At 60.4% G+C, this 18,842-nt stretch carries 19 protein-coding genes; 15 read left to right on the top strand and 4 right to left on the bottom strand.

Going from position 1 to position 18,842, the window contains the following annotated elements; genetic code table 11:
• Positions 1 to 88: 88 nt before the first annotated feature.
• Positions 89 to 1,120, top strand: a complete 1,032-nt coding sequence (locus ONB52_15980; GenBank protein ID MDZ7417636.1) for a penicillin-binding transpeptidase domain-containing protein — start codon at positions 89 to 91, stop codon at positions 1,118 to 1,120.
• Positions 1,121 to 1,405: 285 nt separating this feature from the next.
• On the opposite strand, the gene ONB52_15975 is transcribed toward ONB52_15980, so the two are convergent.
• Positions 1,406 to 2,056, bottom strand: coding sequence for a hypothetical protein (locus ONB52_15975; protein MDZ7417635.1), 651 nt, complete (start codon positions 2,054 to 2,056; stop codon positions 1,406 to 1,408).
• Between the two features lie 107 nt (positions 2,057 to 2,163).
• Complete coding sequence (locus tag ONB52_15970) at positions 2,164 to 2,757, bottom strand: PepSY domain-containing protein (protein ID MDZ7417634.1); 594 nt, start codon at positions 2,755 to 2,757, stop codon at positions 2,164 to 2,166.
• 200 nt (positions 2,758 to 2,957) lie between these two features.
• Here ONB52_15970 and ONB52_15965 point away from each other — a divergent pair, with 200 nt between their 5' ends.
• The 14 genes from ONB52_15965 (at position 2,958) to ONB52_15900 (ending at position 15,975) form a co-directional block, all read left to right on the top strand.
• The gene (locus tag ONB52_15965) at positions 2,958 to 4,226 is read left to right on the top strand and encodes an insulinase family protein (GenBank protein MDZ7417633.1); all 1,269 of its coding nucleotides are present in this window, start codon (positions 2,958 to 2,960) and stop codon (positions 4,224 to 4,226) included.
• A gap of 142 nt (positions 4,227 to 4,368) precedes the next feature.
• A complete protein-coding gene (locus ONB52_15960) occupies positions 4,369 to 5,709 on the top strand; it encodes an insulinase family protein (protein ID MDZ7417632.1) in 1,341 nt (446 codons plus the stop codon).
• Between the two features lie 7 nt (positions 5,710 to 5,716).
• Positions 5,717 to 5,986, top strand: coding sequence for a GIY-YIG nuclease family protein (locus tag ONB52_15955; protein ID MDZ7417631.1), 270 nt, complete (start codon positions 5,717 to 5,719; stop codon positions 5,984 to 5,986).
• Between the two features lie 664 nt (positions 5,987 to 6,650).
• Positions 6,651 to 7,328 (top strand): class I SAM-dependent methyltransferase, encoded by a 678-nt coding sequence (locus ONB52_15950; GenBank protein MDZ7417630.1) that lies wholly within the window; start codon positions 6,651 to 6,653, stop codon positions 7,326 to 7,328.
• Positions 7,318 to 8,268, top strand: a complete 951-nt coding sequence (locus tag ONB52_15945) for a glycosyltransferase family 2 protein (GenBank protein ID MDZ7417629.1) — start codon at positions 7,318 to 7,320, stop codon at positions 8,266 to 8,268. Before ONB52_15950 ends, ONB52_15945 begins: the two co-directional genes overlap by 11 nt.
• Entirely contained in the window at positions 8,268 to 9,344 is a 1,077-nt protein-coding gene (locus ONB52_15940; GenBank protein MDZ7417628.1) for a glycosyltransferase family 4 protein, read from the top strand. Before ONB52_15945 ends, ONB52_15940 begins: the two co-directional genes overlap by 1 nt.
• On the top strand, positions 9,337 to 10,533 hold the full coding sequence (locus ONB52_15935; GenBank protein ID MDZ7417627.1) for a glycosyltransferase family 4 protein: 1,197 nt from the start codon (positions 9,337 to 9,339) through the stop codon (positions 10,531 to 10,533). The genes ONB52_15940 and ONB52_15935 overlap by 8 nt, the downstream gene beginning before the upstream one ends.
• A 76-nt stretch (positions 10,534 to 10,609) precedes the next feature.
• Entirely contained in the window at positions 10,610 to 11,755 is a 1,146-nt protein-coding gene (locus ONB52_15930; GenBank protein MDZ7417626.1) for an undecaprenyl/decaprenyl-phosphate alpha-N-acetylglucosaminyl 1-phosphate transferase, read from the top strand.
• A gap of 218 nt (positions 11,756 to 11,973) precedes the next feature.
• Complete coding sequence (gene trxA / locus ONB52_15925) at positions 11,974 to 12,297, top strand: thioredoxin (GenBank protein MDZ7417625.1); 324 nt, start codon at positions 11,974 to 11,976, stop codon at positions 12,295 to 12,297.
• 90 nt (positions 12,298 to 12,387) lie between these two features.
• Positions 12,388 to 13,623 carry an NAD(P)/FAD-dependent oxidoreductase gene (locus tag ONB52_15920; protein MDZ7417624.1) on the top strand — a complete coding sequence of 412 codons (1,236 nt, stop codon included), beginning with the start codon at positions 12,388 to 12,390 and terminating at the stop codon, positions 13,621 to 13,623.
• Between the two features lie 163 nt (positions 13,624 to 13,786).
• Positions 13,787 to 14,845 carry a sugar phosphate nucleotidyltransferase gene (locus ONB52_15915; GenBank protein MDZ7417623.1) on the top strand — a complete coding sequence of 353 codons (1,059 nt, stop codon included), beginning with the start codon at positions 13,787 to 13,789 and terminating at the stop codon, positions 14,843 to 14,845.
• A gap of 4 nt (positions 14,846 to 14,849) precedes the next feature.
• Positions 14,850 to 15,158 carry an ImmA/IrrE family metallo-endopeptidase gene (locus ONB52_15910; protein ID MDZ7417622.1) on the top strand — a complete coding sequence of 103 codons (309 nt, stop codon included), beginning with the start codon at positions 14,850 to 14,852 and terminating at the stop codon, positions 15,156 to 15,158.
• Positions 15,159 to 15,166: 8 nt separating this feature from the next.
• Positions 15,167 to 15,625 carry a PTS sugar transporter subunit IIA gene (locus ONB52_15905; GenBank protein MDZ7417621.1) on the top strand — a complete coding sequence of 153 codons (459 nt, stop codon included), beginning with the start codon at positions 15,167 to 15,169 and terminating at the stop codon, positions 15,623 to 15,625.
• A complete protein-coding gene (locus ONB52_15900) occupies positions 15,625 to 15,975 on the top strand; it encodes a C4-type zinc ribbon domain-containing protein (GenBank protein MDZ7417620.1) in 351 nt (116 codons plus the stop codon). Before ONB52_15905 ends, ONB52_15900 begins: the two co-directional genes overlap by 1 nt.
• A 114-nt stretch (positions 15,976 to 16,089) precedes the next feature.
• Here the strand turns inward: ONB52_15900 and ONB52_15895 are convergent, their stop codons facing one another.
• Positions 16,090 to 17,211, bottom strand: coding sequence for an N-acetyltransferase (locus tag ONB52_15895; protein MDZ7417619.1), 1,122 nt, complete (start codon positions 17,209 to 17,211; stop codon positions 16,090 to 16,092).
• Positions 17,212 to 17,373: 162 nt separating this feature from the next.
• A complete protein-coding gene (locus ONB52_15890; protein MDZ7417618.1) occupies positions 17,374 to 18,558 on the bottom strand; it encodes a pyridoxal phosphate-dependent aminotransferase family protein in 1,185 nt (394 codons plus the stop codon).
• Positions 18,559 to 18,842: the final 284 nt, after the last annotated feature.

Here is an 18,842-nt window from a genome sequence, read left to right as displayed (position 1 = left end):
GGCTCCCGGCCGGTTGTTTTGAAAAAGCATTGCCGGGAGAAATGTCATCTCGGAGCGGTCGCGGCGCATCCGTCGGGAGAGGGAGCGCATGGGATCTGATCGAAATTGGCAGACGCCCCGGCAGTTTTGGCCCGTGTTGGCCTGTGCCGGCATGCTTGCGCTGGCGGGTGTGTCCTGCTGGCAGCCGCGTGATCGCTTTGCGGATTTGACCGCGTTTCGCCAGGCCTGCCGTGAGCTGTTGGGCAATCGCGACGGAACGATTTTGGTGATGCAGCCGCGCACCGGTTTGCTGCTGGCTGTCATCAACGAACGGCTGGGCGTGCAACATGCCACCCGTCCGGGCTCGATCTTCAAAATCGTGACTGCCCTGGCGTTGTTGCAGCACGGTCTGCTCGATCCGGAGGAGCAGTTTTTGTGCGAAGGCCAGATCAAACTCGGCAGCGAGGCCCATCACTGCTGGCTGCGCCGTGGTCACGGCAGGCAAACTCTGCTGCAGGCACTGGCGAATTCCTGCAACATTTACTTTTATCTCGCCGCGCAGAAGCTGCCCGCCGGTGCGCTCGCCGAAACGGCGCGCAATCTCATGCTGGCGGAGCGCACGGGTATCAACCTGCCGGAGGAGGCTGCCGGCCGGTTGCCGGAATGGGTTTCGCCTGCAGAAGCAGTGCGTTTCGCGGTGGGGCAAAGCCGCGCGCTGGCAGTGACGCCACTGCAGATGCTGCAATTGGTCGCAGCGCTTGCCAATGCGGGCGCGATTTACCGGCCGTTTTATCCGGCCTCGGCGGCAGCGCTGCAGCAGTTCCAAGCGGAGCTGGTGAAGACGATTGTGTTTGGCCGGGAATTGCATCTCATCAGGGAAGGGATGCGGCAGAGTGTGGCCTATGGCACTGGTGTAGGCGCGCGGCTGGCGGAAATCAAAGTCGCGGGCAAGACCGGCACGGCAGCAGCATATTTTGGCGCCAAAACCAACGGGTGGTTCATTGGCTTTGCGCCGGCAGAGAAACCCGAGGTCGCGCTGGTGGTTTTCCTGGAGGAGGCGCAGGGTGCGCAGGACGCCGCCCCGCTCGCCGGCCGGGTGTTGCAGTGTTATTTCGAATTTCAGCAGGCCGGCGCATTCTGAAACAATGCGGCCGAAAAAAGCAAAGCCTGCTTTTGCAGGCTTGTGATTCTGCGACGAAAATGTTCACAACGGTGCCGGGAGGTTGGGTGGGTGCAGGCGTGAACGGCGAAGGTTGCGCTGGCGTTGGCAGGCATTGCCATCCCGTCCGAGCCGGGGATTGCCAAACTGCATTGTGACGGGAGAATCCGGAGGCTTGCGAGGCCATGGCCAGGCAGTTGCGCGGGCATTTTTATCCAAAAGACTGCTGTTTTCGGCGGACAGCGGGCCGCGGTGAACCGCCCGCCTTCATTGCCTGCTGCGCAGCTTCATGCCCTCGAGCTGTTTGAGATCGATTTGCTGCAGCGCCGTCCTGGTTTCCGCCATGCTGACTTGGTAGCCGCTCACCTCCACGATAAAACGATTGCCCACCAGCACATTCAAAATGCAGCTTTGATCGTCGCGGTCGAATTGCTCATAGCCGCGGTAACCGTGCAGTGTGAGCGTGCGTTCGTATCCGCTTTCGGTTTGGCGATCGATGTCGGTGGCCGCCCATGCGTAGGTCGCCATGCTCGACAGCCCTTGCAACGAGCCGAGGTCAGTGAGCTTGAGAGTTATGCTGCGACCCTCGTCATCGCTGTAGTGCGCTTCGGCCGTCGAGACTTTGATGCCGAACACTTCGGCAGTTTCGCCGGTGGCCTCGTCGCGGGTGAGGCCCGCCAGGCTTGCCGGCAGAAGTTTCTGCAGCTCAGCAAAGGCCACCGGTTCAACGTGGGCGGCTTGACCGCCAGCGGAGGGTGTTTCCATGACAGACTGGCCATATTCGCGGCTGGCATCCTGGGCGGTGATGCCGGATGAAGCGGCGCCCGCTGCCGGGGACTGGCCGGCTTGTCTTTCCTGCTGGCTTTGGCCGCAGCCGAGCGCAAACACGAGCAGCCAGAGGATGATCCTGTACTTCATAACCACTCCCTGATCGATTTTGTCATTCCATGGCAGAGCTGAAACACTGCTAGGTAAAGCAATTTTGTACCAAAACCAACAGGAAAGTTCCACCGGCGCGCCGCGTCTCAATCATCCGATTTCTGCACTTCGTTGCTGCCCGCCTTCACTTTCACCTTTTGCGTGCCGCCGTCGGCGCCGCGGATGGTAAAGCTGTAATAAGTGCCCTGGCCCTTGTCGCGAACTTTCCACTTCACCACTTCGCCGGGGATGCTGGCGAGCGCGGCTTGTTCGGCGGCATCGCGCGCGGCGAGATCGGGAATTTCAGCGGGCAGGGCCTTGCCTTCCGCCTCGTAGTCCGCCGTCTTGTCCTCCACTTCGAGCACCGCGCCGGTGACCGCGTTGATCACCAGTTGGAAGATGCCGCGTTCATTTTTCACGTCGACTTCATAGACCAGCACACTGTCTTCCCGGTCGATTGCTTCGGCGATGATCAGCGCGCCCGGCATCTCCTCCCGCGCGATCTCTTCGATCTGCGCCCGGCTGAGCTTCTCGGTGGAATCGGCGGCTGCGGCTGCCGGCTGCGGCGCCGGGCTGGTGGTTTGCAGACTGTCCACTGTGCCTGCCGCGCCGGCATCCTGCCGGGGTTTTTCACAGGCTTGCAGCAAAACGGCCAGCAGGCCAATGGCCAGGGGGTGAACGAGCAGGGTAATATTCCGCATGGGTTACGCTCCTGAACGAATGGTAAAGGCTTCCGGGGACCGGTTTTTTGAAAAACACAGTTATATAGCGACAAGTTGGCGCAACGGCGAAACGCCCAAAACAATTTGCCGCGGCGGTCAGGACGATTGGCAAATTGCAAAAATTGCCGTATATTGCCCGCCGACAGAAATTCAGCAGCACGGGAGGAAAACAGGGATTCATGCGTGAGCAAATCGCGGCATTTGCAGCAAGCGTGCACGAGCATCGCCTCGGCAACGGTCTGCAAATCATTCTGCACGAAGATCATACTCTGCCGCAGGTCGCCATGCACATCTTTTGGCGGGTGGGATCGCGCAACGAGAGCCCGGGCGGGACCGGCCTGGCACATTTCATCGAACATTTGATGTTCAATGGCGGGAAAAACTACGGCCCCGGCCGTTTCGATGAAATCATGGAGGCGCATGGCGGCGCCAACAACGCTTTCACCAACCAAAATCTCACCGTTTATCAAAACAGTTTCCCGGCCAGCGCCCTGGCCACCATCTTTGACCTGGAGGCCGACCGCATGGCCGGCCTGCAGCTTGAGAAGAGCACCTTTGCCGCGGAGCGCAAAGTCATTGCCTCCGAACGGCGCTCCACGGTGGAAAACGACAATTTCGAGTTGCTGAATGAGAAGCTGTGGGCAACGGCGTTTACGGTTCATCCCTACCGCTGGCCGGTGATTGGCTGGCCGCAGGATATCCAACGCTGGAAGCTGGCGGATTTGAAGGAATTCCATCACCGCTATTACACGCCCGCCAACGCGGTCATGGTGCTGGCGGGAGATCTCGACCCGGAGGAAACGCTGCGGTTGTGCGAGCATTATTTCGGCGGGCTGCCCGGCCGGCCGGCGCCCACCGTCGCGCTGCCGGTGGAACCGCCGCAGACTGCACCACGCCGCGCCGATCTGCATCTGCCCGCGCATCTGCCGGCGTTCACCTGCGGCTTTCACACGCCCGCAAGTCGTCACCCCGATCATTTTGCACTGCAACTGCTCGAAATCATCCTGGTGGCCGGCCAAAGTTCGCGTCTCTATCGGCGATTGGTGGATGGCGAACGTTTGGCGGCCTGGGTGAGAAGCGACTACGGCCCTTCGCTCGACCCCGGTTTGTTCATTCTTACCGTGCAGTGCAGCGAAGGCCGGGGGGCCGAGGCTGGTGAACAGGTGCTGAGGGAGGAACTGCAGCGCTTGCGCGATGAGCCGGTCTCCGCCGCCGAACTGCGCAAAGCGCAAAACATCTGCCGCGCGGCTTTCGTGCGCAGCCTCACCACGCTGGCCGGCAAGGCCGACACCCTCGGCAGCTTCGCCATCTACTTCGATGACTATCGCCTGTTGTTCGAAGCCCTCGATCACTACGCCGCGCTCACACCGGATGATCTGCAGGCGGCGGCGAACGCCTGGCTCCAGCCCGCGCAGAGCACCCTCGTGACCCTGCATCCGGAGCCATGAAAAACACCCGGAAAATGCCGGCGAAGCGACCCCGGGAACCGAGACATCGGTATGCCTCCCACGAACACGGCACTCCGGTGGAAACAGCCGAACGCAATTTCATGGACGAAAGACGTGACACAGAGGTCGACACTATTTGCTTATGAAGAACAGTGGTATCCGCTTCCCCGAGTTCACCAAACACCTGCTGCCCAACGGCATGACCATCCTGCTGTGGGAAGATCATCGTCTGCCGCTGCTGGCCTTTGAAGTTTTGTTGAAAATTGGCGCCACGGCTGACCCGCCGGGCAAGGAGGGGCTGGCTGCCATCACCTTGTCGCTGTTGCGGAAAGGCACCCGACGGCGCAGTGCCCGGCAGTTTGCGGAAACCCTCGATTCTGTCGGCGGCCGTTTCAGCACGGACCAGGCCATTGATTGCGGTCTGCTCTCGCTGGAAGTGCTGCGCGAGGATTGGCAACTCGGCCTCACGTTGCTGGCGGAAGCGCTGCGGCAACCCGTTTTCCCCCGGGAGGAATTCGACAAAAAGATCGAACAAGCGATCGCCGGCTGGCGCCAGGCCAGGGATAACCCCGCCAATGTCATCGAGCAGTATTTCAACTCCTTTCTGTTTGCCGGGCATCCCTATGGCCGCTCCGAGCTGGGCACGGAAACCAGCCTCGCGAGTCTGAGCCTGGCGGAAGTGGTGGCTTTCCATCAGCGCTATTACGGCCCGGAACAGGTGATTCTCGCCATTGCCGGTGACTGCAACAGCAGCGAGGTGCTGGCAAAGATTCATGAACTTTTTGCCGACTGGCAGCCCGGCGCCGCTGTTGTGCCCGTGCCCGCACCGCCGCAGAAGTGGTCGCATTCGCGTGTGTTGCTGGTCGACAAGCCTGATGAGCAGCAAGTCTACTTCTGCCTGGGAAATGTCGGCGCCGCGTACAATTGCCCGGATTATGCCGGCCTGGATGTGTTGGAAACGATTCTCGGCGGCCGTTTCACCTCCTGGCTCAATGCCGCCCTGCGCATTCAGGCCGGGTTGACTTACAGCGCCAGCGTTTTCAGCTCACGCCACCTGCTGCCGGGCGCCTTGATGGTTGCCTCGGACACTGCCGTGGCCGCCGCGGGCCGCGCCCTTGAAATCTGCCTGGCGCAAATGCGCCGTTTGCATGACCATCAGCTTGACGAAGCCACGCTGCAATCCACCGTCAACTACATTCGCGGGCAATACCCCGCCAATTTCGAGACCCTCGAACAACTGGCAGGGCTGGCTTGTGATTTGGAATTCTATGGCGTGGGGCCGGCGATGGTCAACACCTACTTCGATCGCCTCGCCGCGCTGACGGTGGCGGAACTGGAACGCCTGGCACGGGAATATTTCCCGCGTGAAGCTTTCGCCTTCGTACTGGCCGGCCCGGCGAAGAAACTGCGCAAAGTTGCCGCGCATTTCGGTCCGGTCGAGGAAATCAAGCTGAGCGATCCCGGTTTTTATTCACCGGCGTGAAAGACACATGGTGGCTGTCAACGACAATTATTTTGTCTATCTGCTGCACTGCGCAGATGGCACGTTTTACACCGGGATCACCAACGATCTCGAACGCCGGCTGGCGCAACATCATGGAGGCAGGGGGGCGCGCTATACCCGCGGCCGCCGGCCGGTGGCGCTGGTTTACGCCGAGGCCTGCGGTTCACGCCGGCGAGCCCTGCGGCGTGAGGCGGGTTTGCGCAAGCTGAGTCACAGCGCAAAGGCTGCGCTTGCTGCCGTCACACAGAAGTCATAACGCAGGGATCCCATGGCATCCGTCGGCGCAGAAGTCGGCATGATCGGGAGCAAAGATCGGTTGGAAGAGAGGCTCCCCTGCCGGGAGATTAGTACTACAACGTTAAGTGCCAAAATCCGCTCCGCAACCCAAAGCTGTCATTCTGAAGGAATCTTCCTGGGTACTGGGAGTGATGCTTATTCTGACATTATCCCAAGCACTCAAGAAGATTCTTGCAGAATGACATTTGAGGGGTGGAGATGCCAACTTAACGTTGTACTATTAGACGCGCTTTGAGTGGCCTCGCGACGCCTGCGATTTGCGGGCGGCCGGAGATCCGCCATGCTTTTCGCGAGGCACGCGGCGGTGGACGGAAATTGACATTTTGCCGGACCGGGCAATAGCTCATTTGAACGGTCTTGACAAATTTTGCTTTCGCTTTCGTGCGCCGTTGTTTAGATTCGTCCCGCTTTTGCAGTGCCGGCGCGAACAAATTTTTCGAGATGGCGGCGGAGCCGGCCGGTGGGACCTCAGTCGCAGCAGATCAAATGGGCTGACACGCTGCGACGCTCGAGCGCGCCCGCTTTCCAAGTTTGCAACCAGGGGGTCGTGCGCCGTTTTTGCCGCGCTCGTCATGGATGCCGTTCGCCAAACGAAAAATGCCATAAACCGGTTGAAAGAGTTCATGCCTGAAGCCACCACTTCTGCCGCGCCCACCTCCGTGTATGATGCCGCGGTGCAACGCGAAGGGTTGTCCGCCACCCATCGTTATCTTTTGCAGCAGATTCCTCCACACAGCACGGTTCTGGAACTGGGCCCGGCCTCGGGATACATGACCGCCGTGCTGGCCGGCAAAGGCTGCCGGGTTGACGCCGTGGAGCTGAATGCCAGGGATGCCGCGAAAGCGGCGCCTTTTTGCCGGCAAATCATCGTTGCCTCTTTGGAGGACGAGGGCTGGTCACGCTCGCTTTCCGAATCCTATCAATTCGCGCTCATGGCCGATGTGCTGGAGCATTTGCGCAACCCGGAGGAAGTGTTGCGTCGCGTGCGCCGTCTGCTGGCGGCTGACGGCGTTGCACTGGTTTCGCTTCCCAACGTGGTTTATTGGCGCACGCGCCTGCAATTTCTGCTGGGTCGTTTCGAGTACACCGACACCGGCACACTTGACCGCACCCATCTGCGTTTTTACACGCTGGCTAGCGCGCAGGACATGTTCCGCGCCGCGGGTTTTCATATCGAAAAAGTGATGGTCCTGACGCCGGAAAACGTCCGTTGCAAGCGTCTGAAACGCTGGCTTCGCAAAATCCGGCCGGGTTTGTTCGGCTTCAATTTTATTTTTCATCTCCGCCGCGATGCCGCCTGATCTCAGCATCATCATCGTCACCCATAATTCCGCCAACGATATCGACAAATGTCTGCGGTCGTTGCAGCAGTATTGCACCGGGGTGCGGAGCGAAATCATCGTGTTCGACAACGCCTCCACCGATGCCACGTGTGAGGTGATTGCCAGCCGGTTTGCCCATGTCCGGCTGATACGCCATGCCGAGAACGTCGGTTTTGCGCGCGCGAACAACCTGGCGGTGTCCCAGGCGCATGGCCGGCATCTGCTTTTTTTGAATCCCGACACGTGGGTTGATGCCGATCTCGCCACGGCGCTGGTGCGCTTTCTCGATTCGCACGAGCAGGCCGGCGGCTGCGCCCCGCGGGTCCTCAATCCCGACGGCTCATTGCAGCGCGGCTCAGTGCGCGCCTTTCCGACGCTGACCACGCTGCTTTATGACCAACTGGGATTGTCGCGCCTGTGGCCGCGCAGTCCGCGCTTCGGCCATTACTTGATGACCTGGTGGGATCATCAGCAGCAGCGGGAGGTGGAGCAACCCATGGGCGCGTGCTTGGCGGTTCGGCGCGAAGCTTTCACGGCCGTCGCAGGCTTCGACGAAGGCTATTTTATGTATTTTGAAGATGTCGAGTTGTGCCGTGCCCTGCACAACACCGGCTGGAAGATTTTTTTTCTGCCGGAGGCGCGCGTCTTTCATGTGGGCGGCCAGAGTACCAGTCCGGTGGCGGTCAGCAACTTTCCGCAATTCTATCGCAGCATGTATCGCTACTTCCGCCGGCATCACGGCCGCACGGCCACGCTGGTGGCCAAAGTCTTGGTGACGATGGGCGAGATCGGCAAGCTCTTCACGTTGCTTGTGCTGCTGGCCACTGAAAGACTGCCAGCACGTCCGACCTACTGGCGCAGCCGGCGCCAGCAGTTCCTGAGTCACGGCCGCGTCCTGTTGCAGCATTGGGGCTATTGATGAAGATCCTTTTTATTTCACCTTATCCGCGCTCGGGCGGCAGCAGCCGGTTTCGCATTTATCAATACTTGCCTTATCTCGCAGCAAAAGGTCATCAGGTTGCCGTTTGCACGTTTTTGAGTGAAACGGCATACCGCGTGCTTTATCAGCCCGGCAGGCTGTTGCGCAAAGTGTTCGTCATGCTGGCTGGCATGCTGCGCTGCCTGGCTTGGTTGCCGCGCCTGCGGCGTTGGGACGTTTGTGTGGTGCATCGCGAAGTGGCGCTGTGGGGGCCGGGCTGGATCGAGTGGCTGGTGGCGCGTCTCAGCCGCCGGCTGGTTTATGATTTCGATGATGCCGTGTTCGAACCGCATGTCAGTTCGGCCAACCGCTGGTTTGCCTTTTTGAAATCGACACGCAAGATTCCGCGTTTGATTGCGCGCGCGCACGCGGTGATTGCGGGCAACGGCTACCTCGCAGCCTATGCGCGGCAGTATTGTGCGCGAATTTTTCAACTGCCGACGCCGGTGGAAGTCAACTTGTTTGTGCCGCAACCGCGGCCGGCTGACGCACCGTTGGTGATCGGCTGGATCGGCAGCCATTCGACTGCGCCTTATCTCGAGCTGGTCGAAGCGGCGCTACAGGGCTTGCTGGCGGAAATGGGCGCGCGCCTGCGCATTGAAATCATCGGCGCCGGCGATTTCCGGTTCCACGGTCTCGCGGCACATTATCGCCCCTGGGTTTTGGAAAGAGAAGTGGAGGATCTGCAACGCTTCGATATCGGAATCATGCCCATGCCCGACAACCGCTGGACGCGCGGCAAATGCGGCTTCAAGGCGCTGCAGTACATGAGCGTGGCCATCCCGGTGGTGTGTTCGCCGGTGGGGATGAACCGCGAGCTGGTCACGCCCGGGGAGAATGGCTTTTGGGCGGAGAACACTGCGGAATGGCAGCATGCCTTGCGCACGCTCATCTCGGATGCCGAGCTGCGGCGGCAAATGGGGCAGCGCGGCCGCCGGTTGGTGGAAGAACGATATTCCACGGCACCCTGTGCTCAACGTCTCGATGCGATTTTGCAGGCTGTCGCCCATGCGTGACACTCATCAGCCCCGGCTCTTATACCTGATCACCCGCCTCATCGTCGGCGGCGCGCAGGAAACTGTGATGCTGCTCGCCGAAATGCTCGGCCGGCGGGGCTATCACGTCGAGGTGGTCAGCGGGCCGCAAACCGGCCCGGAAGGCAGTTTGATCGAAGAGTTTCACCGCCGCGGCATTGCGCTGACGATCCTGCCGGAGCTGGTGCGCGAGGTCGACCCCGTGCGGGACGTCAAGGCGTTCTGGAAATTGCAGCGTTTCATCAAGGCGGGCCACTATGATATCGTGCACACCAACAGCAGCAAAGCCGGCATTCTCGGCCGGTTGGCCGCGCGCTTGGCCGGCGTGCCGGTGATCGTGCACACCGTGCATGGCTGGGGCCATCATGAGTATCAACGGCCGCTGATTCGCCGCACGTTCATTGGGCTGGAACGCGGCTGCGCCCGTCTCACGCAGCGTTTGATCGTGGTTTCGCCGCGCAATCTCGACAAGGGCCGCGCGGATCGCATCGGCCGGCCGGAACAGTATCTCACCATTCGCAGCGGCATCGAGCTGGAGGAATTTCTCCATCCGCGGGCGGACCGGCGGGAGATGCGCGCGCGGCTCAACATTCCTCTGCATGCGCCGGTGATCGGCACGGTCACGCGCCTGTCCGCGCAGAAAGCGCCGGCTGATTTTGTCGCCGCTGCCCTGACGGTCGCGCAGTGCGAGCCGGAAGCGCATTTCGTCATGGTCGGTGACGGGCCGTTGCGGCAGGAGGTGGAAAACATGATTGCCGCCAGCGGCCGGCAGCAGCACTTTCATCTCACCGGCCTGCGCCGCGATGTGGCGGAGCTGCTCACGAGTTTTGATATTTTTGTGCTCTCCTCTTTGTGGGAGGGGCTGCCCCGGGTCCTGCCACAGGCCATGGCCGCGGGGCTGCCGATCATCGCCACCGCGGTGGATGGCAATGTCGAAGCCGTGCAGCAGGACGAGAACGGCATCCTGGTGCCGCCCGGTGATCGCCGGGCACTGGCGGCGGCCATGTTGCAGCTTCTGGCCGACCGCGAGACCGCGGCGCGCCTGGGCCGGCAGGGGCGCAGCCGCGTGCAGGAATTCAGCGCTGAAAAAATGGTGCAGCAGCACGATCAACTTTATCAGGAATTGCTTGCTGCCAGCCGCGCAGCACAGGGCGGCGGGGCGGCATCATGAAGGCCTCGCCCGGGGAGACCTTTTTCAAGGTTGCCTGATCATCACCGCTTGTGTGGGAACATCGTCGCATTGACCCATGCGCTACCTCATTTACCTGCATCTCTTCCTGTTCGCCCTGCTGCTGGCCCTGCTCTTCGTGCCGGTCGCGCGCCAGCTCGCCCTGCGCCTGGGTGTGATTGATTGGCCGCAGGGCCGCAAGGCGCACCGCCAGCCGACGCCTCTGCTCGGCGGACTTGCGATCTACGCCGCCTTCATGCTGGCGGTGCTGCTGCATCTCGCTGCCTACTTCAGCATGCAACAGGCGGAGTGGTTCGCACAGACTTTTCCCTTTCTGCCCGCGGAAGCCGGACGTCTGGCGGAAACACTGCCGAAACTGCTCGCCATCAGTGCGGGCGCCACGCTGATGGTGGTGCTCGGCTTTGTGGATGACCGCCGCGGTTTGAATTTTTCCTACAAGATCAAATTCGCCATTCAAATTCTTGCCGCCGGCCTGCTGGTGGCCGCCGGCGTGCACACCGATCTCATGCCCTCGCCGCTGTTGAACACCCTGGTCACGGTGGTGTGGGTGGTGGGCATCACCAATGCCTTCAATCTCCTTGACAACATGGATGGCCTGTCCGCGGGTGTGGCGCTGATTGCCACTGCGATGTTGTTGGTGATCACCATCGCGCAGGATCAGTTTTTCTCCGCGATGGCGTTGAGTGTGCTGGCCGGTGCCCTGCTGGGCTTTCTGCGCTACAACTTTCCGCCGGCGGGCATTTTCATGGGTGACACCGGCAGTCTGTTCATCGGTTTTCTGCTTGCCGCGTTGTCGATCACCAGCAGCTACGTGGTGCCGCAGAGCGCCTCGATGATGCCGGCATTGATGCCGCTGCTCGTGCTCAGTCTGCCGATCTTCGACACGCTCTCGGTCATCGTCATTCGCCTGCGGGAGCATCGCCCGGTCTTCCAGGGCGACCGCCGTCATTTTTCCCACCGCCTGGTGGATCTCGGCATGACGCCGCGCGGCGCCGTCGTTTTTATTTATCTCGTCACCGCCACCATCGGCATTGTCGCGGCACTTCTGCCGTATCTGCCGCTGTGGGGCGAGATTTTGGTGCTGCTGCACACCGTGCTGGTTTATGTGATGATCACGGTGCTGGTGCACGTCGCGCGGCGGCGCCGGCAGGAGGGGGCCCCGGCCTCCTCGCGCCAACCGCTGCCTTCGGCCCAGCCCGAGTGACGCGACGGTGAATTTCCCACCCCGGTGAAAAATTATACCGAAAAATCTTTTGGAATTTTGCCAAAGGTTTCTAGGTTTTGCCGCACTGCCAAACAGCGACACGCAGGTCTCTTTGCCGTGCCGCCGCCGGCAAGAGCGGGAAGGCGAAGATGCCGCGAGCGAACGGAAAACATCAACAAAAATGTGCAAGCTGGCCAGTGGCCGAAAGGAGATGCTGGATGTCTCATCCCGTTGTTCTGAGTGACAGCACATTTGAGAAGGAAGTGTTGCAATCCAACATACCCGTGCTGGTGGACTTTTGGGCGGAGTGGTGCGGTCCGTGCAAGATGATCGCGCCGGCGATCAACGAGCTTGCCGGCGAATATGCCGGCCGGGTCAAAATCGCCAAGCTGGACGTGGACAGCAATCAGATCATCACCAGTCAATATGGCATCCGCAGCATCCCCACCTTGTTGATCTTCAAGAACGGCCGCGTGGTCGATCAAATCGTCGGCGCGCTGCCCAAACAGAGAATCAAAGAACGTCTGGATGCCACGCTGTAAAATGCCAAACGAGTGAGGCAACGGAAAAGCATCCGCGCGGGCGGGTGCTTTTTTGTTTGGTGGAATGGCTGATGCAGACGAGCGAAACAGATGAGTCGCCCCCAGCAATATGATGTTGTGATCGCCGGTGGCGGGCCTGCCGGCCTGAGCGCGGCCATGACGGCGGCGCAGAGCGGCCTGCGCGTGGCCGTGCTGGAACGCAGCAAAGAAATTGGCTATCCGATTCACACCAGCGGTGGCAGTTGGATTGAAGATTTGCGCCGTCTCGGCATTCCCGACCGCTTCATGCATCCGATTCGCACCGGCCGTTTTCTCGCCCCCGCGGCCGAAGCCATCTTTCATTATGACGAACCCGTGAGTTGCATCCTCGATGTGCGCGGACTTTATCAGCATCTCGCCGTGCTCGCCGCCCAAGCCGGTGCCGAAATTTTCCCGGCGACGCGCGTCGAAGGCGTGATCCTGGACAGGGACAAGCCGTGTGGTCTGCGGGCCGGCAGGGCCGGGAAATTCTTCGCACCGCTTCTCATTGACGCCACCGGCATGGCGGGGTTGCTTGCCAGAGAGCTCGGGTTGCGCGAGCCGCCGCAGCGTTACGGCCTGGGTGCCGAATGCGATGTGGTGGCCGGGGAATGGCCGGCGGACACCGTTGCCCTGCTGGTCGGCAGTCTGGTTGGGCCGGCGGGATATGGCTGGATCTTTCCGCACGCTGACAACCGCGTGCGCATCGGGGTGGGCCTGCTGCATCCCGACACCGCCACGCCGCCGGAGTTTGCCCTGCAAGCATTGCTGGAGAAATTGCGTCAGGGCAGGATTCACAACCTGCGGCTCAGCACCGCTGCGACCCTGGAATACCACACCGGCGCGATTCCCGCCGGCCCGCCCTTGCGCCGGACTTCCGCCCATGGACTCTTGGTGGTTGGTGATGCCGCCGGTTTGATTTCCACGCTGGTGGGAGAGGGGATTCGGTTCGTGATCGAACTGGGCCGCCTCGCGGGCACGGTGGCCGTTGAAGCCCATCGTCGCGGCCGCTTCGACGCCGGTTTTCTCGCGCGCTATGACCGGCAGTGGCGGGCACGCTATGGCCGGCTGTTTCAACGCATGGCACGCGCCAACCGCCGGCTCGCCGGTTACACTGATGAAACATGGAACGAAAAGATTCAACTGCTGGCGCACTTTCCCGCAGCGGTCCTGCCACCGCTGTTGCGCGGCGAATGGCACGCGCCGGTGTTGCGTCAGGCATTGTGGCAGAACCGGCGGCATTTGCAACGTTCTGTGCTGCAACGATGGGGCGCCAACTTGCGTGCACGGGCCCGGCGCACCGGATAAACTTCTTGATTTTTTGGAACCGGTTGTCTACATTGCGCTCGTTCCAACACACGACCGGCCATCATCACGCCGCTTTTTCAGAGAAGATGCCCGCACGGCGCAAATCTTCTTTTCTTTTTTCAGGACGGACACAACCGAGGACTGCATCATGGTAGCACTGATCATGGCCGGCGGAGCCGGCACGCGGTTTTGGCCCAAAAGCAGAGAGAAACATCCGAAACAACTCCTTCAAATCATCGGCGCCGGCACCATGTTGCAGAACACCGTGCGTCGATTGCTCCCAATCATTCCCCCGGAAAAGGTTTTCATCGTATGCAAGCAAGCGCACCAGCAGGAGATTGCCCGGCAATTGCCCGCCGTGCCGTACGAGAATATCATTGTCGAGCCGCAGGGAAAGAACACCGCACCCTGCATCGGCCTGGCGGCTCTTTTCATTCATCGGCGGTTCGGCGATGAAGTGATGATCGTGCTGCCGGCCGATCACCTGATCGAAGCCGAGGACAATTTCCGCCAGACGCTGCTGGATGCCGCCAAAATCGCCGCGGACAGGGAGGTGCTCATCACCATCGGCATCAAGCCGACTTTTCCCGCGACGGGCTATGGTTATATTCAGTTCAGTGACGAAACGGTCTCCGTGGGCGCAGCCACCGCCCGGCGCGTCAAAACCTTTGCGGAAAAACCCAATCTCGAAACCGCCAAAGTCTTTCTCGCCAGCGGCGATTTTCTGTGGAACAGCGGCATTTTCGTCTGGCGCGTGTCGGTGATCCGCGAACAGTTCGAAGAGCATCTGCCGCACCTCAACGACGGGCTGCGGGAAATCGCGAATTCGCTCGGCACCCCGGCGGAAGCGGAGATCATCACCCGCGTCTATCAGCAAATCAAAAGCATCTCGATCGACTACGGCGTGATGGAGCATGCCCGCAACGTTCTGGTGCTGCCCGCCAATTTTGGATGGAATGATCTGGGGAGTTGGGATGAAGTCTACAAGCTCATGCCCAAAGACAAAGACGGCAACGCCGTGGCGGGTGGCGAGCACGTGCTGGTGAACAGCTCGGGCTGCCTGGTGGAAGTGCCCGGCAGGACCGTCGCGGCAGTGGGGATTCACGACCTGATCATCGTGGAAACTGATGATGCCCTGCTGCTCTGTCCGCGCGACAGTGCCCAGGAGGTCAAAGAAGTGGTGGAGTGGTTGAAGCGCCGGAAAAAAACGAACCTGCTCTGAGTCTATGAAAGAGGAAGAAATCCTCTCCAGCCTGGAGAAGTTGCTGGACAGTCTGGGTATTGAATTGCGTTATGAAAAGGGCGATTTCACCGGCGGCTATTGCCTGGTGAAGGAGAAACCGATGATGATCATCAACAGTGCCCTCGCGCCGGCCCAGCGCATTCGCATACTCGCCCGCGAACTGGCACAGATGAAGCTGGAAAATGTTTTCATCGTGCCGGCGCTTCGCCAGGTGCTGGAAGACGCCCTGGCGACAAACGCAGCCAGCCTGGAAGGCCAACCGCAGAATGGAATCTCACTTGAAAGCGTTTAGGAGCATGTATGGACAAGCTGGATCTGGTGCCCTATTTCAATGAGGCCTTGTTCGTGCCCGCGCTGCAGGCCAAATCCAAGGATGGGGTGCTGGAGGAACTGGTAACTTGTTTTGTCAACAGCGGGTTTGTCCGCAATCCCGCCATCGTGTTGGAGATGATTCACCGCCGCGAACAGCTGGGCAGCACCGGGATTGGCCGTGGCATCGCGATTCCCCACGGCCGCACCACCGCCGCGCCCGAGCTCATGATCGCATTTGGTTGTTCCAGGAAGGGGATCGAATGGGAGGCGATGGACGGCGAGCCGGTGCATCTCGTGTTCATGGTGATTGCGCCCCCGCAAGAGCAGGACAACAAATATCTGCCGGTCCTGGGCCGGCTCGTCGAAATCCTCAGTCACTCCCGCGAACGCGAAAAATTCCGCACCGTCAATTCCTTCTCCGACTTCATTAAACTGCTCAAAAACTAATGGCTGAAAAAATCCAAACCCAGATCGAATTCCTGGTGGCGCTGCAGGACCTCGACATCATGCTCAAAGAGATCGAGGAAGTCAAAGCGCTCGGCTTCGAGGTGGACAACGAGGGCAAGACCACGTTGGGCCGCGCCCGCGAAGAGCTGGCAGCCAAAATCAAAAGGCAGTTGTTCAACAATTATGAGCGGCTGCGTTCCCGCTACAAACGCGCGATCGTGCCGGTCAAGGACGACACCTGTCTGGGCTGCTTCATGCGCGTGCCGACCGCCCTCACCACGCACGGCCGCACCGATCAGGAAGTCCTCACCTGCGAAAACTGCGGCCGTTTCCTCTACTGGCTCTCCTGAGCAGCGCCCGCGAGAAGCGCTTGCTTCCGACGCCGGCCTCCCCACCTGCGGATCAGCAGCCGCGCTGAGCCACGCCCGCACCGGCGCGCGACCGGCAGTACTGCGTCCATACGTTTAAAGCGGCTTTTCGTAAAGGCGGTACTTTTTGTAGAGTTTGGCCCCCAGCAGTTGCATGCCGCGATTGATGGGAAGGTTGGTCTCAAGCGTCCAGGAAAACTCCCCGCTGTCGAATCCTGCTGCAATGCCCCGCCGGTAAGTTTCCATGTAAAGCGCGGAGCCGATACCGCTCACATTCTGCAGCCGCCGGATCACCCCGAGTGTCAACACCCGCAGGGTGCGGATCCGGCGGGCGTGATAAAGCACCTTGAAGAGGCCAAAGGGCAACAAACGGCCGTTGATCTTGTGCAGCGCCAGATTGAAATCCGGCAGGGAAAGTGAGAAGCCCACCGGTTCACCCTGCTTCTCGGCAAAGAGCACGAGTCGCGGATCCACCACCGGTTTCAATTCCCGCGCCATGAACTCGAATTCCGTGTCGGTCATCGGCACGAAACCCCAGTTCCTGCTCCAGGCATCATTGTAGATTTTCTTGACGATTTCCACTTCCTGCCAGAAGCGCCGGCGGTCCAGAGTGCGAATGGTGAGGCCCTGTTCGCCGAGCACTTTCTCGCCGAGGCGCTGGATTCTGGGATTCAGCGGCGTGCTTTTGTCCATGTACCAGGCATAGAGCTCCATCGCTTTGCGAAAGCCGGCCTGCTCCAGCAGCGTCACGTAATAGTCGGGGTTGTAGGTCATCATGATCACTGGCGGCCGGTCGAAACCCTCCACCAGCAATCCCCAGGTTTCATTGGAAGAATAATTGGCCGGCCCGCGCAGATTCGTCATGCCCTTTTGCCGCGCCCAGTTGGCGGCGGTGTCCAGCAGGGCGTTGGCGACCTCCTGATCCGGGATCGTTTCAAAAAAGCCGAAGAAGGCGCAGTGCTCCTGGTGAAAGCGATTGTGGTTGTTGTTGAGGATGGCGGCAATGCGGCCGGCCAGTTCGCCCTTGCGGCGTGCCAGGAAGAACTCCGCTTCGGAATGTTGAAAGAAGGGATGCTTGTCGCGGTTGAGCAGGTTCTTCATGTCCATGATCAGGGGGGGCACCCAATGGGGATTGCCGCGATAGATCTGCCAGGGCAGCAGGATGAACTCCCGCAGCCGGCGGGCATTGTCAACAGGAACAATCTCGATGGTTGGCAAGGCTCCCTCCGCGAAGTTGGCCGAGAGCGTTTCGTGCTCGCAGCAGGGCGTGACAACCTGCAGGTGGAATGTGTCTGCTTCCTGGGGCTTACAATCCGGAAAAGCGGGAACTCTGCCACGGAGCGGCCGTGGCAGAAAAGGGTGAGCCGTCTGCCGGCGGGTTCAGGGAATCAACCCGAACTGCCGTCCCACGCGCGCGCAAGTCGCGATGATATGATCGAGATGCTCATCGGTGTGCGTCGCCATGTAGCTGGTACGAATCAAGCCCTGACCGGCGGGCACGGCGGGGGAGATGACAGGGTTGGTGAAAATGCCGTTTTGGAAAAGCAACTGCCAAAAGTCGAAGGTCTTGCGATCTTCGCCCACGTGAATGGGGATGATCGGCGTTTGGGTGCGGCCGGTGTTGAAGCCCAATTCGTCGAAGGCACGCTTCACTTTGCGCACGTTGCGCCACAGCCGTTCCAGCCGCTCCGGCTCCTGCTCCAGAATGGTCAGCGAGGCGAGCACCGCGGCCGTGGCGGCCGGTGGCATGCTGGCGGAAAAAATCAGCGAACGGGCGTGATGCTTGATGTAGTCGATCACGTAGGCATCGCCGGCGACAAAGCCCCCAATTGAGGCAAAGGACTTGCTGAAGGTGCCCAGCACGAGATCGACTTTATCCTCCAGGCCAAAGTGCTCGCCGGTGCCGCGGCCGTGTTTACCCAGCACGCCAATGGAGTGCGCATCATCCACCAAAATGCGGGCCTGATATTTCTCCGCCAGTTGCACCAGACTGGGCAGGTCGACAATGTCCCCCTCCATGCTGAACACGCCATCGACCACGATGAGCTTGCCCGGCGCATTTTCATGCTTGCGCAGCAGCCGCTCCAGGTCTGCCATGTCGTTGTGGCGATAGCGGGTGACATGTCCAAACGACAGCCGGCAGCCGTCGACGATGCTGGCATGGTCGGCGCGATCGGCCAAAATCACATCACCTTTGCCCACCAGGGTGCTGATCACCCCCAAATTGGTTTGAAAGCCGGTGGAAAAGCACAACGCCGCCTCCCGTTTCATGAATTTCGCCAGCCGGCGTTCGAGTTCCTCATGCAATTCCAGCGTGCCGTTGAGAAAGCGGGAGCCGGTGCAGCCCGAGCCGAATTCTTGCACCGCTTTGATGACGGCTTCCTTGACGCGGGGATCCTGGGTGAGTCCGAGGTAATTGTTGGAGCCCGCCATGATCAGACGGTGGCCCTTGATGGTGACTTCGATATCGGCGCCCGAGGAAATGGCTTGAAAGTAGGGATACCAGCCCTCCGCAATCGCTTCTTGTGCGCGGGTGAATTTGCGACACTTGTCAAACAAATCCAATTCTTCTTCCTCCTCCCTTGAGATTTCAGACAAATCTGCTTATGCAAAAACCAGGACATGGAACGACGGTGCGCACTTGCTGCCATGGGCGGGTGGTTTGTGGCCGTGGCCGGTCGGCAAAGCTCGTGCAGCGCCTGGCGCGGCGGCCCGCCGGCTCACCAGATTCGTCCGCATTCACCATTTTGCCGGCGTATTCGCTTCGTGGCGGCGCACCACACGATCGAATGGCAAAAAATATAACCAGGGAGTGCCTCGAAAGCAAGCTTTAATCTGGCATGGCACTT

This window comes from candidate division KSB1 bacterium (assembly GCA_034506255.1).
Lineage (GTDB): Bacteria > Zhuqueibacterota > Zhuqueibacteria > Zhuqueibacterales > Zhuqueibacteraceae > Coneutiohabitans > Coneutiohabitans thermophilus.
The sequence above is the reverse complement of the archived record's forward strand: the minus strand, read 5'-3'. Positions and strand labels throughout refer to the sequence as shown.

What these genes read in the sequence shown, in the direction of transcription:
- ONB52_15980 (MDZ7417636.1), top strand. Translation starts at nt 89, where the DNA reads ATGGGATCTGATCGAAATTGGCAGACGCCCCGGCAGTTTTGGCCCGTG.
- ONB52_15910 (MDZ7417622.1), top strand. Translation starts at nt 14,850, where the DNA reads ATGAAAGAGGAAGAAATCCTCTCCAGCCTGGAGAAGTTGCTGGACAGT.
- ONB52_15905 (MDZ7417621.1), top strand. Translation starts at nt 15,167, where the DNA reads ATGGACAAGCTGGATCTGGTGCCCTATTTCAATGAGGCCTTGTTCGTG.
- ONB52_15965 (MDZ7417633.1), top strand. Translation starts at nt 2,958, where the DNA reads ATGCGTGAGCAAATCGCGGCATTTGCAGCAAGCGTGCACGAGCATCGC.
- ONB52_15930 (MDZ7417626.1), top strand. Translation starts at nt 10,610, where the DNA reads ATGCGCTACCTCATTTACCTGCATCTCTTCCTGTTCGCCCTGCTGCTG.
- ONB52_15975 (MDZ7417635.1), bottom strand. Translation starts at nt 2,056, where the DNA reads ATGAAGTACAGGATCATCCTCTGGCTGCTCGTGTTTGCGCTCGGCTGC.
- ONB52_15945 (MDZ7417629.1), top strand. Translation starts at nt 7,318, where the DNA reads ATGCCGCCTGATCTCAGCATCATCATCGTCACCCATAATTCCGCCAAC.
- ONB52_15970 (MDZ7417634.1), bottom strand. Translation starts at nt 2,757, where the DNA reads ATGCGGAATATTACCCTGCTCGTTCACCCCCTGGCCATTGGCCTGCTG.
- ONB52_15915 (MDZ7417623.1), top strand. Translation starts at nt 13,787, where the DNA reads ATGGCCGGCGGAGCCGGCACGCGGTTTTGGCCCAAAAGCAGAGAGAAA.
- ONB52_15940 (MDZ7417628.1), top strand. Translation starts at nt 8,268, where the DNA reads ATGAAGATCCTTTTTATTTCACCTTATCCGCGCTCGGGCGGCAGCAGC.
- trxA (MDZ7417625.1), top strand. Translation starts at nt 11,974, where the DNA reads ATGTCTCATCCCGTTGTTCTGAGTGACAGCACATTTGAGAAGGAAGTG.
- ONB52_15900 (MDZ7417620.1), top strand. Translation starts at nt 15,625, where the DNA reads ATGGCTGAAAAAATCCAAACCCAGATCGAATTCCTGGTGGCGCTGCAG.
- ONB52_15950 (MDZ7417630.1), top strand. Translation starts at nt 6,651, where the DNA reads ATGCCTGAAGCCACCACTTCTGCCGCGCCCACCTCCGTGTATGATGCC.
- ONB52_15955 (MDZ7417631.1), top strand. Translation starts at nt 5,717, where the DNA reads ATGGTGGCTGTCAACGACAATTATTTTGTCTATCTGCTGCACTGCGCA.
- ONB52_15935 (MDZ7417627.1), top strand. Translation starts at nt 9,337, where the DNA reads ATGCGTGACACTCATCAGCCCCGGCTCTTATACCTGATCACCCGCCTC.
- ONB52_15960 (MDZ7417632.1), top strand. Translation starts at nt 4,369, where the DNA reads ATGAAGAACAGTGGTATCCGCTTCCCCGAGTTCACCAAACACCTGCTG.
- ONB52_15920 (MDZ7417624.1), top strand. Translation starts at nt 12,388, where the DNA reads ATGAGTCGCCCCCAGCAATATGATGTTGTGATCGCCGGTGGCGGGCCT.